We start from the raw sequence: 17,898 nt of genomic DNA on the forward strand, positions 1-17,898 counted from the left end.
TACCTTTCCTATTTTTCAAAAACAATTCCCTCAGGATCAGCTCCTAAATTTTCTAGAAATTTGTAGATATCCTTGACCATTTGATCCGGCCCACAAACATAAAAGGCTTGTGAAAAGTCATTGATGTGTTTTTTAAGGAACTCCATATTAATCATGCCATGCTCATGACCCTCTAAGTTTTCTTTCTCCAAAACTGAAATGAAATCCTCATCTAAAATATCAAAAAAATAGGGTTCCATGATAACATCTTTCCGAGTCTTATTCGCAAAAATCAACTTGTTACCTTCAATTTCACCTTTTTTAACCAAGTCTTTAAAAATTGGAATAAAAGGGGTTATTCCAGCTCCCCCGGCAATAAAAACCCCCTTTCCTTTATATTGAATGGCACCCCACGGGTCATCAATCAATAAACTATCACCAATTACCAAGTTATCAATATGGTTGGTTACCCCATCATGATCTCTGTAGGACTTGATGACAAACTCCAAAAAATCATCCTCAGGCAAAGAGGTAAAGGTAAAAGGGCGCTTTTCATTCTCCCACTTCTCTTGTTTGATAGCCACTTCGGTGGCTTGACCAGGAGAAAAATTGTAGTTTTTGGGCTTCTCGGTAATGATCCTTTTTACATCATGGGTCAAAGAAAACAGGTCATTTATTTTTACTTCATACATTATCAATAATACATTTGGTTATATAAATACATACGTAAGACAGAGAATATGTTTAGTTTTCTGTCAAATGCATGAATGATATCAACATTATTTTTATTGTATGAAGGGGTCAATTCACCTCTTGCTCTTTTGTAGGCTCCACATCCTCCAAGCCTTCATTGGATGTAAATGGATTGGACTTTCTGATCAGGCCAGCTGGAAGTTCTCCCTCTGTTGAAGCCACTGTGACACAGACGGCGGCATCACCCGTTACATTGACTACAGTCCTGAACATATCCAAGATTCTATCAGGGGCAATGATTAGGGCTACACCCGCACCAGGTACTCCGATAGCTTCCAATACAATTATCAACATGATCAAGCCAGCCCCGGGAACCCCTGCCGAACCAATTGCAGCCAAGGTAGCGGTCAATACGATGGTCAACTGCTGAGATATCGTCAGATCCATACCCAATGCCTGCGCAATAAACACGGCAGCCACTGCCTGATACAAACTCGTACCATTCATATTTATTGTGGCACCCAAGGGCAGCACAAAACTGGAAACCTCCTCAGAGACGCCGATTTCCTCCTCTACCAATTTCATGGTCACCGGAAGGGTAGCTGAACTGGAAGAAGTAGAAAAACCCAATAACATCGCCGGTCTCAATGACTTTATAAAATCCCGGAATGAAATTTTAGTGAAGGATTTCAACATGAGGGCATATACACCTACTATTACCAAAATCAAACCACCTAAGACAACCAAGGTATATTTCAGTAAGGCAAGCAGTAGCTCTACTGCTGATTCTGGATTATCTCCGGCTATTTCCACAATTAAGGAGGCCATCAGGGCAAAAACACCATAGGGAGCAATCAACATGATATACTCCACTATTTTGATGATTACATCATTGAGCGCATCAAAAAAGGCTATAAAGGTCTTGGCTTTTGCCTTTTCAATCTGCAGTAGGGCAATACCTGCAATGATGGCAAAGAATACCACTTGCAGCATGCTTCCATTATCCGCAGCAGCAGCAAAAAGATTTTCTGGAACAATATCTACTAAGGGCTGTAATGGACCCTGATCCCTAATATCCGCTGCTTTGGTCGCCTTTGATCCTGCCTGATCGTCAAACTGGGTCATCAATTTATCCCGGGTATCTTGCGGCAACTGCTCCCCTGGCTCGAAAAAATTTACCAATAACAAACCTATACTTATGGCAATGACGGTTGTCAATAGATACGCCAATATAGTTTTACCCCCAATTCTTGAGAGTTTGGATATATCCCCCAGATTAGCTACCCCAACAATTAGTGATGCAAGCACTAAGGGCACAGCGATCATTTTCAAGGCATTGATAAAAATCGTACCTGCTGGTTTGATATACTTTACTGTAAAGTCTGGCGAAAACCCAAATTGAATCACGACCAAACCAAATATCAAGCCGAGGACCAAACCAATAATGATTTGGGTGTGTAAAGGTATCTTTTTAAGCATGTTGTATAATTTTTATATCAATAACTTATTTGTACGGCCAATCAATAAGTAGTCAGCCAAAACCAAGGCTGCCATGGCTTCTACTATAGGAACTGCTCTGGGTACTACGCAGGGGTCATGCCTGCCTTTCCCGGATACCGTTACCGCTTCTCCGGCCTCATTCACTGAATCCTGATCCTGCATAATGGTAGCTACAGGTTTGAAGGCCACATTAAAATAAATGTCTTCTCCATTCGAGATACCTCCCTGGATTCCTCCTGAATAATTAGTCTTAGTCCTCACCTTGTCTCCATCCTGATAGAAGGCATCATTATGCTGCGATCCCCTCATGGTGACCCCTTTAAATCCGCTACCATATTCAAAGCCCTTCACCGCATTGATGCTCAGCATGGCTTTTCCCAACTCTGCATGCAATCTGTCAAAAACGGGTTCTCCAAGTCCTGCAGGAACACCTTTGGCCACGCAAGTGATCACACCTCCAACGGTATCCCTACTCTTTCTTACTTCATCAATGTAGGAAATCATTTGCTCCGCCATGGCGGGATCAGGACAGCGCACTATATTGTCTTCTGCCTGTGACAATCCCATTTCCTGATATGGCTTATCAAGTTTTAATTCTCCAACTTGAGAAACATAGGCGTGAACAGTGATTCCAAAATGCTGCAATAACATTTTGGCAACAGCTCCTCCAGCAACTCTGGCAGCCGTCTCCCTTGCACTGCTTCTTCCTCCACCTCTGTAATCACGAATGCCGTATTTTTCAAAGTAAGTGAAATCAGCGTGTGAAGGTCTGAATTTATCCGATATGTGGCTATAATCTTTACTTTTTTGGTCGGTATTCATGATAACCATACCAATGGGAGTTCCTGTGCTCTTACCCTCAAATACACCAGACAAGATCTTGATCTCATCCTCTTCTTTCCTTTGGGTAGTAATTTTTGATTGTCCAGGCTTTCTTCTTTGCATTTCGCTTTGAATAAACCCTTCATCAATAGCCAACCCGGCTGGACAGCCCTCTATCGTAACACCCAAGCCCAACCCATGGGATTCTCCGAAGGTGGTGATTTTAAATATTTTTCCGAAAGTATTACCCATTTCCTCTTCTGATAATCAGTATGGCCAACAAAACCAATGAGCCGACCAATAATAAATTGATAAATAGCGAAAAATAGTATTTATATCGCTGGTATGAAAGTTTATTGTTCTCTACTTCGATCAAATCGTATATGCCGCCCAACCTCTGCTTAGAAATAGCCTGGTTCACCTTGGATTCTCCTGTAACGCGGATGACTGCATTCGGTTTCAAGGTATCGTACTTGGCCAATACAGGGTTGAAATAAATCCATTCAAAATGATCGGCCAGCTTAACCTCTCCCGGTTCATTGATCGTAAGGTAATAGTTGAATTCTTTAACACCTCGGATTTTACCCATTCCCCGATTGATCTGCTGTCGGACATTAGGGTCAAAGGTGTTCAGCTTTTGGATCTGTCTCGTTCTGGGAGCAGATATGGAATTGATGTTGCCTTCTCCACTAATGCCGAAGTTATATGTAAAACCCTCTCCGGTCTCAACCTCAAAAGTACTGATGTTTTCTCTTAGCTGGTACACCCCCACACTGACTTCATTCCGCAAAGGATGCTGCGGTAAAGGCTTTACATTTACCGATTTTGCCGATGAATAGAAAGTCTTGAAATCCTCTAACCTGTTGCTCCCAAAAAATGTGGGGTTTCTGGCTACCCTGTATTTTATCATTTCCCAAGCAATCGGTGGAATAACAATTTCCCCATCAGAAAAAGGGAAAAAAGTAGCTTCATAGACCTTATACTTAATCCAGTTTTTCCCATTTAGAGTGATTCTTTCAGGTTGAATATTAGTAATATTGAAGTTTTCTTCCCATGCATTGGAGGGCTTCATTTTTTTCAATATTTCATCCAACTGTCGGCCAGGTTCATAAAATTGAAAGGGAGCCTGATTGGTTTCTGACATGTAAAACGCCAGGCTTACATTGAACCCTTCCCCAACAAATACTTCTGATTTATCTACCGAGGAAGCAAAAAAGGCATCATCCTCTATTTCTATGAATTCCGGTTCCTCACGGGTTCTGCTGCCAAACAAATCATCAAAAGGATCAAACACACCCGGCCTCTGACTGGTTCTCGGCTCTAATACCGTAATTTTTTTACCGGGAGAACTATATGATGAACCATTGATTTTTACGGAGAATGGCTCTAATGAAAACTCTCCCCTTCTGTTTGGCTTATAATATTGTATGACACTGTTCGTACTGGTTACTTGACCATTGATGATGTTCATAGAAGAAGATTGAGAAATGCCTTGTTTCTGAAAACCTAAAATATCGGGAAACTCATCATAAGACTTAATCCGGTCATTGGAAATGGTGACTTTTATGCTGAAAGTTTCATTAAGGCCTATTTCATCAGGTCCAAGTTCTATGTTCACTTCCTGAGCCATAAGGGAGGAAGAAATAATTGCCAAAAAAGATACCAAGAAAAGGGTGACTTTCGTTTTAAACATACTGTGATCTGATCTTAATGACCGCAAATTAACTTTATATTTTAAACGCAACAAACCTTTGATAGTATCGTATTCAAGGATGTAGTTGTTTTACATTAAACCAGTAAAATTCTTTGAGATATGTTAGAGTACGTAAAAACAGTTTTGATGAAGGTAAGCTTTGATGGAAGGCTCTTCGAAAAAGAATTGAGGAAGGCCTTGAATTTGTTGCTTCCAGCAGAAATTCAAGAATTCAAAGAATGGTGTTATCGCAAGTTCTCCAACAACTATGAACCGGTACTGAACAAGTACTTCATAAGTTTAGCAGGTTAAACCTTAGCCCCAATATTGGGGCTTTTTTGCTCAAGACAAAATGGGATGCCTTTCAAATTTTTGATACCTATCAAATAAATACCTGTAAGTAACCATCCTCCTACTTTGTTTACCACCCAGATTTTTAGAAATATTTAAGATTTTTGGATTAAAGTCACCCTGCCAGTACAATTCTAATTTCTTGTAATGTCTGGTTTTTTTGATTTCTTTTTCTGCTTCGACAATCAGGTAATAATCCAAACCCTTCCCCTGAAATTCAGGTACTATGCCAAAAACAATCCCTACAAAATTCCGGTTTTTCCCAAAGGTCTTGAAAAATAAAAACTTTAATTTTTCCCAGAGTCCAAACTTCCCATTCAGGTGTTTGATGACCTGATTGATGTCTGGTAAATTAATCCACATCACTATTGGCTCACCCTTGTGATAAGCAAACCAAATCAATTTTTCATCCAAAATCGGTTTCATGCTTTCCAAAAGCTTCAACGCATGTTGATGACTGATTTCTTTGTTGCCTTCATGCTTAGCCCAAGCCTTATTGTAAACTGTACTTAAGTCTTTGGCAAAATCGACCAGTTTATTCTTTTTGAGATACTTTACTGTAAAATCAGGGTCATAGAAGTACTTGGCATGACTTTCATAAAATTTCGCCGAAAGTTGGTTTTGTTCACTGGCCACTTCAAGAGCCCAACAAATCTGGTTGTAAAAAACCTGAAATCCATACCCTTCAAAAAGGCTTTGATAATAGGGTGGGTTGTAATTCATGTTATAAATGGGCTCATGAAAACCATCAACCAAAAGTCCCCACCACTTGTCTCTATCTCCAAAATTAATCGGTCCATCCATGGCCTTCATGCCTTTTTCTGCCAACCAAATTTTAGCCTTTTCAAATAGCAGATCCGCTGCTTTTTGGTCATTGATGCAATCAAAAAAACCTATTCCTCCAACTGGAAAAGTATCGCCTTTATTTTTGTACCTTTTGTTAACAAAGGCAGCAATCCTTCCAATGGATTCACCCTTTTCGTTTTGTAGGAACCAACGTACGGCTTCTCCATGTTGGAGATGTTTGTTCTTGGACTTATCAAACACCTCAAGCACATCTTTGTTTAATGGCTTAATCCAATTGGGATTTTCGCAGTTCATGGCATCATGAACTTTCAAAAACTCCAACTCCAATGCTGGGGAATTGACTTCGATAAACTTCATAAGTGTAGGTTTAGGTCAAATTTAAGAAGAAGTATTCATGATTTTGAAATTGTATTGTTATAAAAAATATTCCCCTTAAACCAATGAAAACAAGAAACTTAATTTGTATCAATCTGAAAAGGGAACTTCTGACACTTGAAAGGAATGTTCAAAATTATTTTTTTACCAAAAAATCAATATTTCTTTTCAAACCATCGAATTTAGCCCGCTTCAGAGGTGAATTCTTAAATACTTTTTGAAAGGTCTCTAGGGTTATCTCTTCCCAGTCTTTCCGGGTAAATGCTGCCAGGTCGGGATGAGGCAAAAACCTTTGTTCTTGATGAGGTTTAGAAAATCTGTTCCAAGGGCAGACGTCTTGACAGATGTCACAACCAAAAACCCAATTTTCAAATTTCCCCTTAACCTCTTGAGGTATTTCTTCTTTCAGCTCAATGGTAAAATAGGATATGCACTTGGATCCATCAACAACCCCTGCTTGGACAATGGCATCCGTAGGACAAGCATCTATACATCTTGTGCAAGTGCCACAGTAATCTTTAACCATTGGCGGGTCCGGACTTACTTCCAAGTCTATAATCAGTTCAGCTAAAAAGAAAAAACTGCCCATGGTACGGTTCAACAAAAGGCTGTTTTTCCCCTGCCAGCCTAAACCGGCCTTCTGCGCCCATTGTCGCTCCATGACTGGAGCAGAGTCCACAAAAGCCCTACCATCTATTTCTCCTATTTCTTCCCGCAGGTGCTGAAGAAAGGTTTTAAGCTTATCTTTTATTACAAAATGGTAATCTTCACCATAAGCGTATTTTGCCAACTTGAGATCTTCTGGACCCGAAGGTATTTCTTTTACAGGAAAGTGGTTATAAATCAGACTTACTACAGTTTTGGCTCCATCGACCAGTAACCTTGGATCTAGCCTTTTATCAAAATGATTGGCCAGATAGCCCATCTTGCCATGGTAATTTTGATTTAACCAGGCTTCCAGCTTTGGGGCTTCTTCTTCCAAGAAATCTGCTTTGGCAATACCACAAAAATCAAATCCCAAGCTTTTGGCCTGGGTTTTAATAATGTTTGCATATTTATCTGCCTTTTCCGTATTCATGGAATCATTCAAATAAAGTCCCTGTACTGCCTCCGAAATTAGGTTTGATATTCAAATGCTTAAAAGCAAGTTCTGTAGCCATTCTCCCTCTGGAAGTTCTTTTGAGGTATCCCTCCTGAATAAGAAAAGGCTCATAAACTTCTTCTATGGTCTCTGCCTCTTCTCCGCAAGCTGTTGCGATGGTTCCAAGGCCTACAGGCCCACCCTTAAACTTATCAATGATGGTAAGCAGAATCCTATTATCCATTTCATCCAAACCATTTTCATCTACATCCAAAGCATTCAAGGCCATTTTTGAAATCTCCAAATTGATCCTGCCATCTCCTTTGATCTCCGCAAAATCTCGGGTCCGCCTCAACAACATATTGGCAATCCTGGGTGTACCCCTGCTCCTTCTTGCAATTTCAAAGGCAGCTACTTCGTCAATTGGGGTTTGCAAAATATGGGCCGAACGACTGACAATATCTGTCAGCAATTTAGCATCATAATACTCTAAGCGGGAGTTAATACCAAAACGTGCCCTTAGCGGTGAAGTCAACAAACCAGAACGGGTGGTTGCACCAATCAAGGTAAAAGGGTTGAGGGAAATCTGTACAGACCTGGCATTGGGACCTGAGTCCAACATGATGTCAATACGAAAATCTTCCATTGCTGAATATAGATATTCCTCAACTATAGGATTTAGCCGGTGGATTTCATCAATGAACAAGACATCACCCTCCTCCAAATTGGTCAGTAATCCAGCCAAATCTGATGGTTTATCCAAAACTGGCCCAGAAGTGATTTTTATACCTGCTTCCAGTTCATTGGCAATGATATGGCTCAAGGTGGTCTTACCCAAACCCGGAGGCCCATGCAAAAGCACATGGTCCAAAGGCTCATTTCTCCTTTTAGCAGCAAGCACGAAAATTTTTAAGTTCTCTACAATTTTGAATTGACCAGTAAAATCATCAAAACTCAAAGGTCGCAGGGCCTTTTCAATTTCTCTATCCGAGGAATTTAACTTTCCTTTGTCACCACTCAAATAATCTTCTCTCATAGCTTCTGCTTCAGCAAATACAAAGATATAAATTTAGCCCAAGGCGTAAAGCTCAAAGACAGAAAGGAAATATTTTATGCAACCTTGTTGCATATTTTGTTTCCTGGGAACTTTATTTGGAAAATAACCATTAACTTGCGAGAAAATTACGAGGATACATGGGAGGCAACGCCAAAAAAAACATAATTTATTCCATCGTTCTGCTTTTAATGGTGGCTATTGTCTATTTATACAGACAAAGTACTACCGCCCCACTTCTTGAAACAGAAACCGTTGATTCAGGCAGAATAGTTTTATCCGGAAATACTATGGGTACCAGCTACCGCATAGTTTACCTGGATGAGCTGGGAAGAAACTTTCAAAAAAGTGTTGATTCTTTATTGCTCGTTTTCAACGAGTCCTTATCTACATACATTCCTGATTCAGAAATCAGCAGATTCAATCAAGGTGATTCTTTGGTCTATGAATCTCCATTTTTTCATCCTGTGCTCCAATCAAGTAGAGAAATCTTTAATTTGACTGGAGGAGCATTTGATCCTACAGTTGGGCCCTTGGTCAATTTATGGGGCTTTGGCCCGGAAGGACCTCAAGCCAAGGACAGTGCCAGGATTGCACAGCTTTTACCATTGGTAGACTTTAATAACGTCATTTTTGATGAAAAGCAAGTTAAAAAAACCAAAGCAGGGGTTTATTTGGACTTCAGCGCTAATGCTAAAGGGTATGGGGTGGATGTGCTTGCTGAATTCTTGCTGAAAAAAGGCATAGCAAATCTTCTTGTAGAAATCGGTGGTGAACTTGTCGCAAGAGGAGTCAATGATAAAGGGGAGTTGTGGAAAGTTGGTGTAAGCCGACCTGAAGAGGAGGGAAGAGCAGAAGATCTGTTCAGTGTGATTGCCCTAAATGACAAAGCGATGGCTACCTCTGGAAACTACCGTAATTATTATGAGGAAGGTGGTATGAAAATTTCGCATACCATTGATCCTACAACCGGTAGGCCTGTAAGGCATGGCTTACTCAGTGCTACTGTTATAGCGGATGATTGTATGACAGCAGATGCACTGGCCACTGCTCTAATGGTTATGGGGACAGAAAAAGCCATAGAACTGCAAGAAAAGCATGGAGGCTTTGAAATATTTTTAATATACAATGACGGAGCAGGAAATCTGAGATCTTTCGTAAGTGAAGGACTCAAAGCCTACCTATCCTTTATCAACGAATAATGATACAAAAGCGCAGCTAAGAGATGTTATTAAATTTTACCCTTTTGTTTGCCACTGCGATGCTAGCAGGCGGTTTGGCCTATTTTATTCCAAGTTGGGAAGAAAGATACTTCAAGTTGGTTCTCGTTTTTGCAGGGTCTTACTTGTTTGCCATCACTGTATTGCATATCCTCCCTGAGTTGTTTGTTGACTCAGCAAATGCACCAAGGATGGGACTTTATATCCTGGTTGGTTTTTTTCTTCAGCAAATACTTGCCCTTTTCTCAACCGGCGTTGAACATGGACATATACATCATCCCAGTCATCAACATGCTGCTAATGCCGGTGTATGGACCATTATGATTGGATTATTCATGCATGCTTTCCTAGAGGGTACTCTGTTGGGTAATGATGGAGCCTTATCCGCGCACTTACACGATCATGCAGGTCACGACCATCACCACCATCATCACCATCATCATAGCAACCATAACTTACTTTTCGGAATACTCCTGCACAAAGGCCCAGAAGCATTTGCCTTGGTAGCAGTACTTATGAGCTCTTTAAAGAAAAGATGGATTTTTATCCTTTTGACCATTTTTGCCCTTGCTTCCCCAATGGGTATGTTATTAAGCAACTACCTTTATGAAAGCCGCGTCCTAGGAGGAGAGACACTGAATATATTTTATGGTATCGTCGCCGGCAGTTTCCTCCATATTTCTACTACCATATTCTTTGAAAGTAGTCCAGATCACCGTTTCTATTTGAATAAAGTTATCGTCAGTATGATCGCATTTGCCTTAGCTATTTCTCTGGAGATGCTACTGTAGGTTTTTCACGGGCCGTTTTGGAAAAAAGCGCAATTTTATTTTGTTTTAGCATTGAATTAAAGAAAGCCAATCTCTTTTTGCTAATATAATATACTTTCGCTAATTTTATATACAAAACCCAAATCTGCCTATATGGAAAAGCCTATATGCCCAAAATGCGAACATTCAAAAATTGTTAAAAGTGGGATAGTAGGCGGTAGACAACGGTTTAAATGTAAGAAATGCAGTTATCATTTCACGGTTAATAAACTGGGGAAATCCATCGATAAGTATTACGTTGTAAAAGCCTTACAACTTTATGTGGAGGGTATTTCATACAGGGAAATCGAAAGAATATTGGGTGTGAGCCATGTTTCCGTCATGAACTGGGTCAAACAATACAAAATTAAAGCCCCTGAAAATTACGATTACCGTCCTACCTATAAGGTATTGAACCACACTGAATTGGTCAAATACATGGCACAGAAGGAAAATTTGACGGATACCGGAATGCTGATCACTGAGTTGGGCGATAAATTCATGATCATCAAATGGGAAAGATTCAGAAACCGATAATCCAAATAAAATTTTTTAACTATAATTAATTAACAATTATCTACCCTTATTTTTTCATTCTACCATCAAGTTCTCAAATTAGATTCCACTTGTTGTTCGGGCCCGACTGCAAAAGTCAAAAACAACAAACCCAAAAACCATGAAATCTAAATTGAAGAGGCTAGGTAGTCTTCTAATTTTATTTTGTCTGCAGTTCCCCCTATTTGGTCAGGATACCCTAGCCAATTACAGGGCTGCCAAGGATGAGATGTTTGTAGATCACTCTTACAAGCCTCTTACACTCAAACTTTCTGATGATGGCGGGAAATACATCCGGTTTCTGGTATGGAACCAGTTATGGGTGCGCGCCACCGAAAACAACCCGGGCACCTTAGGTGTGGACGGCCAACCCAGTAACAATTCCTTTGACATTGGAATCAGGCGTGCAAGGTTTTTAGCTTATGCACAGATCTCTCCACGCTTTATGGTGCTCACCCACTGGGGCATCAATAATCAGACCTTTACCAATGGAGGTGTTCCCGGTGGCGGATTGACCGGAAACCCAGGAGGTATTCCAGTCACTGTAAACCCCGAAACAGGTATGGGCACTGCCAATGGCATGTCAGCTAAAAAACCGCAATTGTTTTTCCATGACATTTGGACAGAGTTTAAAGTTTTGGAAGAACTTTACATAGGAACAGGTTTGCATTACTGGAATGGCGTTTCCAGAATGACAAGCCATAGTACTTTGAACTTTATGGCCATAGATGCACCTATTTTCAACTGGCCTTTGATTGAACTTACTGATCAATTCGCAAGACAATTTGGAATCTATGCCAAAGGCCAGGTAAAAAAATGGGATTACAGGTTGGCTCTAAACAAGCCTTTTTCGGTGGGTGCCGGCGGCCGTTTTGACGAAAGCAGACAAGTCCCCATTGCAGCCAATATTGTCAATGACAATTGGGCCACTCAGGGTTACATCGCTTATCAATTCCTTGAAACAGAAAACAATAAGCTTCCCTTCTTTGTGGGATCTTACTTAGGTACAAAGAAAGTCTTTAATATTGGCGGAGGCTGGCACCATCATGCCAATGCCACCATGTCAAAAAGTGCGGATGGCATGTCCAATTACCATGACATCCGTCTGTTTGGTTTAGACGCCTTCTTAGACATTCCTTTAAACCCTGTATCAGGCTCTGCCTTAACCTCCTACGCTGTATTTTATAATTATGATTTTGGACCAAATTACATGCGTAATGTGGGCATCATGAACATAGGCTTTGGAGCAGGTTCTACCCAAAACGGACCTGGTAATGCACAACCTACCATTGGCACGGGTAATATTTTCTATTCCCAGACAGGTTATCTTTTGCCTAAAAGTGTACTGGAAGACCATGGTAGATTACAGCCCTTCGGTGCCCTGACCTACAAAAACTTTGAAGTATTTGATACCAGTTCCTGGCAATATGACCTGGGATTCAATTACTACATGAATGGCCACCAAGCCAAAATTACCCTTCAGTACAGCAACCGCCCCTTGTTTGAAAACTATCAGAGAAGTGGTTCTGCGGGAGAGCTGATCATTCAAACACATATCTTCTTGTAAACATGTCAAACCCAAAATACTATGTCTGAACACAAATTAAAAATGAAAGCTTACTGGAAAAAGAACCTGAAAACACTTCTTTTCCTACTTGCGATATGGTTTCTGGTTTCCTTTGGATTCGGGATCATTTTGGTTGAGCCTTTAAATGCCATTCAATTCGGGGGCTTTAAATTAGGCTTTTGGTTTGCCCAGCAGGGTTCCATTTACACCTTTGTCGTACTCATATTTGTCTATGTGTACCGCATGAACCAATTGGATAAAGAATTTGACGTCAACGAAGAATAACCAATAACCTAACATTTAACATGGATATCTTAACCTGGACATACATACTCGTGGGCGCATCTTTTGCGCTCTACATCGGAATCGCCATTTATACTAGAGCGGGATCCACCAAAGAATTTTATACCGCCGGCGGAGGAGTTTCCCCTCTCGCCAATGGTATGGCCACCGCTGCTGACTGGATGTCTGCTGCCTCGTTTATCTCCATGGCGGGGATCATCGCATTTGCTGGTTATGACGGCTCGGTTTACCTGATGGGCTGGACCGGAGGCTATGTACTTTTAGCCTTGCTTCTAGCTCCTTACTTGAGAAAATTTGGAAAATTTACTGTTCCAGATTTTGTCGGGGACAGGTATTATTCCAATAAGGCACGTGTGGTAGCAGTCATCTGTGCCTTGTTTATTTCCTTTACTTATGTAGCCGGTCAGATGCGGGGGGTAGGTATTGTTTTTTCAAGGTACTTGGAAGTAGACATCAATACTGGAGTGATCATTGGTATGTGTATTGTGTTTTTCTACGCTGTTCTAGGCGGTATGAAAGGCATCACTTATACCCAAGTGGCCCAGTATTGTGTATTGATTTTTGCATACATGGTACCGGCCATCTTTATTTCCATGCAGTTAACTGGTAACCCAATTCCTCAATTAGGTCTGGGTGATACCGTAGCCGATGGAACTCCCCTTTTACAAAAATTGGATGGAGTCCTCACCGATTTGGGCTTTGCAGAATATACCTCTGGAAGAAAGGGCATGGGAGATATATTTGCCATTACCTTGGCCTTGATGGTGGGCACAGCAGGTTTACCACATGTGATCGTTAGATTCTTTACCGTACCAAGGGTAAAAGATGCCCGTCTTTCTGCCGGATACGCACTGGTTTTTATTGCCATATTATATACCACCGCACCAGCAGTAGCAGCCTTTGGAATTTACAATGCCATTGATACCGTAGCGGGACAACCTGTGAATGACCTTCCTGAATGGGTGGGTAATTGGCAAAAAACTAACCTGATCAATATCGAGGATAAAAACGGAGACGGCATTGTCCAATATACTCCTGTAGCGGCCACCAATGAAATGAACATTGACCGCGATATCATGGTGCTAGCCAGTCCGGAAATCGCCAAATTACCCAATTGGGTGATAGGACTTGTAGCTGCGGGCGGTATGGCGGCAGCACTTTCTACTGCTGCAGGTTTGTTGCTGGTAATATCTACCTCTGTTTCCCGCGACCTATTCAGAACATTCAAGCCAGATATGACTGAAAAAAGAGAGCTTTTAATTGCACGAATTTCGGCAGCAGGTGCTGTGGGATTAGCAGGTTACTTTGGCGTTAACCCTCCCGGTTTTGTGGCTGAAGTAGTAGCCTTTGCCTTTGGATTGGCTGCAGCTTCTTTCTTCCCGGTCATCATCATGGGGATTTTCTCAAGCAGAATCAATAAGGAAGGCGCTATTGCGGGTATGATATCCGGTCTTACCTTTACCATTTTGTACATCACTTATTTCAAGTTCATCAATCCGGAAATCAATAATGCCGATCATTGGTGGTTTGGCATATCGCCAGAAGGAATAGGCTCTATTGGTATGTTAGTAAATTTTGTAGTATGCTACGCTGTATCCAAAGCCACCCCTGCCCCACCACAGGACGTCCAAGATATGATTCAAGAGATCCGTATCCCAAGAGGTGCCGGAAAAGCCCATGCACATTAAATAAAGGTTGATTGAGTGATAAAAGGGGGCCTGACAGGAGAAATGTCAGGGCTCCCTTTTTTCCATTACACAAAAGCTGTAATTTATAATTTCATTAAAGGTCCAATGAAAGCCAAAGCAAAAAGCCAATACTTGTGGGGGTTGTTTTTATTAGGGTTATGTCTTTTGAATTACCCTTTGCTGTCTGTTTATAATATTCAGGAAAAGTGGTCGGGCATTCCTGTTCTGTACTTCTGGGTTTTCTTCTTCTGGCTTTTGATTATCATACTGACTTATTGGATTATCAAGAAAACCGATTCTTCAAAAAATGCTCAGTAAAGGTTTGATCATAGCGTTCACCTTTGGCTACTTGGCCCTGTTATTTGCCATAGCCTTCTTTTCGGAACAATCCGCAAAGAAAGGAAAAAGCTATGCTTCCAACCCCTATATCTACGCACTCTCATTGGCCGTCTATTGCACGGCCTGGACTTATTATGGCTCTGTCGGGAGGGCTGCCACAAATGGGCTTGAATTTCTAACCATTTACATTGGTCCGAGCTTAGTAGCACCCCTATGGTGGATCATCATGCGGAAAATTATCCGCATCAGTAAAGTTCAGGGCATTTCATCCATTGCTGATTTTATTTCAAGTCGATATGGCAAAAATATTACCTTGGGCGGTGTAGTGACTTTGTTCTGCTTTTTGGGCATCCTTCCATACATCTCTATTCAAATCAAAGCGGTTGCCACTTCCTTTGATATCCTCCAATATGCAGAAAGCCCAGTACAAGCATTGAATATTCCTTTTTATCAGGATACCGCATTTTACCTCGCTATTGGTTTGGCCTTTTTTACAGTCCTCTTCGGGACCAGAGATGCTGAAGCCACTGCCCAACATGAAGGCATGGTCATGGCTGTGGCCTTTGAATCTTTATTCAAATTATTGGCATTTATAGCCGTAGGTGTTTTCGTTACCTATTTCGTGTATGATGGTTTCAAAGATATTTTCGAACAAGCCAGTTTGAGAAATTTAGACCATCTCTTTGTGCTGCAGGGTGATCAGGGGCCAACAGAGTGGTTTTGGATGAGTGTCCTTTCCATGATGGCCGTTTTATTTCTACCCAGACAATTCCAAATGGCTGTTGTGGAAAACAGCAACGAAAAACATTTGGACAAGGCCATGTGGCTTTTCCCACTTTACCTTTTACTGATCAATATTTTTGTGATTCCAATCGCCTTGGGCGGCCTGGTCCATTTTTCTGATGGCAATGTTGATGCGGATACTTTTGTTCTCGCACTGCCCATTGCCTATGAAAAAAACTGGTTAACACTTTTGGTATATCTGGGTGGCTTCTCGGCTGCAACCAGTATGATCATTGTATCTACCATTGCACTCAGCAATATGATCAGCAATAACCTGATTATCCCCATCTTGTTGGTGAATGAAAAACTTAAAAGCAAATTCCAGAATGAACTGGGAGGAAGGGTTATTTGGATCAGGAGGGCAAGCATATTCGTGATCATCCTATTGGCTTATGTCTATTATAAGGAAGTATCAGGACAGTTTTCCCTGGTTTCAATTGGGCTGATTTCTTTTGTGGCCATTGCACAATTTACCCCCTCTATAATAGGCGGAATTTTTTGGAAAACTGGCTCAAGGTTAGGGGCACTATGGGGAATTATTGCCGGTTTTGGCATATGGTTTTATACTTTGGTGGTACCTACCATCATCACCGCAGGTTACCTTCCCGAAAGTTTGATGACAGAGGGCCTGTTTGGCATCTCCGCTATAAAACCTTATAGCCTTTTGGGTATGGAAGGCATGAGCTATGTCACCCATAGTCTTTATTTCAGCCTCTCCATTAATATTCTACTTTATGTGATCATCTCACTCTTTTCGGAGCAATCCTCAAAAGAACATAACCAAGCCTTGGTCTTTGTGGATATATTCAAATACAGCACCACCCTGGACAGCTCGATCGTTTGGAAAGGACAGGCTTACTTACCTGACCTGAGAGCCCTGCTGAAGAATTTTCTTGGTGAGGAAAAAACCAGTTTAGCTTTTGCCCAATATGCTGATAAATCCGGTAAAGCACTGGACAAAATACGTTTCGCTGACCCTGAATTAGTAAATTATTGTGAAAGAATTCTTTCCGGGATTATTGGCTCTGCATCTGCCAGGATCATGGTCGGATCCGTGGTCAAAGAGGAAGAAATCAGTATGGAAGAAGTTTTGGGTATCTTGAGAGAAACCCAAGAATTAAAGTCCCTCAACTTGCAATTGAAACAAAAAAGCAAGGAGCTAAAAAAAGCCTCTGACAAACTCCAGGAGATGAATGAAACCCTACGTCTGAATGATATGCTTAAAGATGATTTCATTTCTACTGTGACGCATGAAATGAAAACGCCCATTACTTCCATCAGGGCCTTTTCGGAGATTTTGCTGGATGAGGACCTTCCAGATGCAGACAAGAAAAAATTTCTCCATATTATCATAGAGGAAACAAACCGGATGACCCGTTTAATTGATCAGGTTCTGGATTTGGAACGCTTTGATTCAGGCAGACAGAAACTCAGCATGGATAGAGCAGATGCGAAAATTTTGATTCTACAGGCTGCAGAAAGTATGCTGCAGGTATTCAAGGAAAAGGGGCTGAAATTTGATATCCAACTTGATTTCGAAGACCTGGAAATCAGCATGGATGAGGACCGGATCAAACAGGTGATCCTCAACCTGCTCTCTAATGCTTCCAAATTTGCCAAGACCAAGGTGGTCTTAGAGGCAAAATATGAAAAAGAAAATCAATTACTTATACGGGTATTGGACGATGGGAAGGGAGTACCAAAGGAAGAAATCCCTTATATATTCGACAAATTCTTTCAGGCTAAAAACCAAACCAGTAAAAAGCCCATAGGCAGTGGCCTTGGATTGGCCATTTCCAAAAAAATTGTAGAGTACCACGGTGGCAGTATTCATGTCTTTAGAAAGGCAGGGATGACTTGCTTTGAATTTACCTTGCCTGTGCAGGAAGAGCTCAAGAAAAAATCCAAACTATCCAATCAGTATGAATAAAATCTTAATTGTAGACGATGAACCCAATATACTGCTATCGCTGGAGTTTCTGTTCAAAAAAGAAGGATATAAAGTCTTCATTGCGAGAGATGGGGAAGAAGCTTTGGGAATCATTGAAGAAATGGATCCAGAATTGGTGATTTTGGATGTTATGATGCCCAAGGTGGATGGGTATGAAGTTTGCCGTCACCTGAAAAGTAGGCATTTGGCTACCAAAGTGATATTCCTGACAGCCAAAAGCAAACAACAGGAGGTGCAAAAAGGACTCAACCTAGGCGCTGATCTTTATCTGACTAAACCTTTTTCCACCAAAGATCTTGTCCAAAAAGTTAAAATTTTAATGAATTAA

The 17,898-nt window shown here is 41.1% G+C and carries 16 protein-coding genes; 9 read left to right on the plus strand and 7 right to left on the minus strand.

The annotated features are described in order from the left end of the window. Positions 1 to 8: 8 nt before the first annotated feature. The 4 genes from B879_RS05455 to B879_RS05470 all read right to left on the minus strand — a co-directional run bounded on the left by B879_RS05455 (position 9) and on the right by B879_RS05470 (position 4,687). Positions 9 to 671, minus strand: coding sequence for an FAD-binding oxidoreductase (locus B879_RS05455; RefSeq protein ID WP_009184153.1), 663 nt, complete (start codon positions 669 to 671; stop codon positions 9 to 11). A 109-nt stretch (positions 672 to 780) separates the two neighbouring features. After that, positions 781 to 2,151, minus strand: a complete 1,371-nt coding sequence (locus tag B879_RS05460) for a dicarboxylate/amino acid:cation symporter (protein ID WP_009184154.1) — start codon at positions 2,149 to 2,151, stop codon at positions 781 to 783. Positions 2,152 to 2,163: 12 nt separating this feature from the next. Beyond that, positions 2,164 to 3,246, minus strand: coding sequence for a chorismate synthase (gene aroC / locus B879_RS05465; RefSeq protein ID WP_009184155.1), 1,083 nt, complete (start codon positions 3,244 to 3,246; stop codon positions 2,164 to 2,166). Next, a complete protein-coding gene (locus B879_RS05470; RefSeq protein WP_009184156.1) occupies positions 3,239 to 4,687 on the minus strand; it encodes a BatD family protein in 1,449 nt (482 codons plus the stop codon). Before B879_RS05470 ends, aroC begins: the two co-directional genes overlap by 8 nt. 120 nt (positions 4,688 to 4,807) lie before the next feature. Between B879_RS05470 and B879_RS05475 the strand changes: the two genes are divergently transcribed. Next, on the plus strand, positions 4,808 to 4,999 hold the full coding sequence (locus B879_RS05475) for a hypothetical protein (RefSeq protein ID WP_009184157.1): 192 nt from the start codon (positions 4,808 to 4,810) through the stop codon (positions 4,997 to 4,999). A gap of 30 nt (positions 5,000 to 5,029) precedes the next feature. Here the strand turns inward: B879_RS05475 and B879_RS05480 are convergent, their stop codons facing one another. The 3 genes from B879_RS05480 to ruvB form a co-directional block, all read right to left on the minus strand. After that, the gene (locus tag B879_RS05480; protein WP_009184158.1) at positions 5,030 to 6,202 is read right to left on the minus strand and encodes a hypothetical protein; all 1,173 of its coding nucleotides are present in this window, start codon (positions 6,200 to 6,202) and stop codon (positions 5,030 to 5,032) included. Between the two features lie 154 nt (positions 6,203 to 6,356). Continuing rightward, positions 6,357 to 7,298 carry a tRNA epoxyqueuosine(34) reductase QueG gene (gene queG, locus B879_RS05485; protein ID WP_009184159.1) on the minus strand — a complete coding sequence of 314 codons (942 nt, stop codon included), beginning with the start codon at positions 7,296 to 7,298 and terminating at the stop codon, positions 6,357 to 6,359. 4 nt (positions 7,299 to 7,302) lie between these two features. After that, positions 7,303 to 8,337, minus strand: a complete 1,035-nt coding sequence (ruvB, locus tag B879_RS05490) for a Holliday junction branch migration DNA helicase RuvB (protein WP_009184160.1) — start codon at positions 8,335 to 8,337, stop codon at positions 7,303 to 7,305. Positions 8,338 to 8,495: 158 nt separating this feature from the next. Between ruvB and B879_RS05495 the strand changes: the two genes are divergently transcribed. The 8 genes from B879_RS05495 (at position 8,496) to B879_RS05535 (ending at position 17,898) form a co-directional block, all read left to right on the plus strand. After that, entirely contained in the window at positions 8,496 to 9,557 is a 1,062-nt protein-coding gene (locus B879_RS05495; protein WP_009184161.1) for an FAD:protein FMN transferase, read from the plus strand. Positions 9,558 to 9,580: 23 nt separating this feature from the next. Then, positions 9,581 to 10,366, plus strand: coding sequence for a ZIP family metal transporter (locus B879_RS05500; protein WP_009184162.1), 786 nt, complete (start codon positions 9,581 to 9,583; stop codon positions 10,364 to 10,366). Between the two features lie 132 nt (positions 10,367 to 10,498). After that, positions 10,499 to 10,921 (plus strand): transposase-like zinc-binding domain-containing protein, encoded by a 423-nt coding sequence (locus B879_RS05505; protein ID WP_009184163.1) that lies wholly within the window; start codon positions 10,499 to 10,501, stop codon positions 10,919 to 10,921. A 139-nt stretch (positions 10,922 to 11,060) separates the two neighbouring features. Continuing rightward, entirely contained in the window at positions 11,061 to 12,506 is a 1,446-nt protein-coding gene (locus B879_RS05510; protein ID WP_009184164.1) for a hypothetical protein, read from the plus strand. A gap of 21 nt (positions 12,507 to 12,527) precedes the next feature. After that, a complete protein-coding gene (locus B879_RS05515) occupies positions 12,528 to 12,791 on the plus strand; it encodes a DUF4212 domain-containing protein (RefSeq protein WP_009184165.1) in 264 nt (87 codons plus the stop codon). Between the two features lie 20 nt (positions 12,792 to 12,811). Beyond that, positions 12,812 to 14,497 carry a sodium:solute symporter family protein gene (locus B879_RS05520; RefSeq protein ID WP_009184166.1) on the plus strand — a complete coding sequence of 562 codons (1,686 nt, stop codon included), beginning with the start codon at positions 12,812 to 12,814 and terminating at the stop codon, positions 14,495 to 14,497. A gap of 307 nt (positions 14,498 to 14,804) precedes the next feature. Continuing rightward, the gene (locus tag B879_RS05530; RefSeq protein ID WP_009184168.1) at positions 14,805 to 17,549 is read left to right on the plus strand and encodes an ATP-binding protein; all 2,745 of its coding nucleotides are present in this window, start codon (positions 14,805 to 14,807) and stop codon (positions 17,547 to 17,549) included. Continuing rightward, a complete protein-coding gene (locus B879_RS05535) occupies positions 17,542 to 17,898 on the plus strand; it encodes a response regulator transcription factor (RefSeq protein WP_009184169.1) in 357 nt (118 codons plus the stop codon). Before B879_RS05530 ends, B879_RS05535 begins: the two co-directional genes overlap by 8 nt.

Origin of the sequence: Cecembia lonarensis LW9, assembly GCF_000298295.1 — a bacterium.
Taxonomy (GTDB): Bacteria; Bacteroidota; Bacteroidia; order Cytophagales; family Cyclobacteriaceae; genus Cecembia; species Cecembia lonarensis.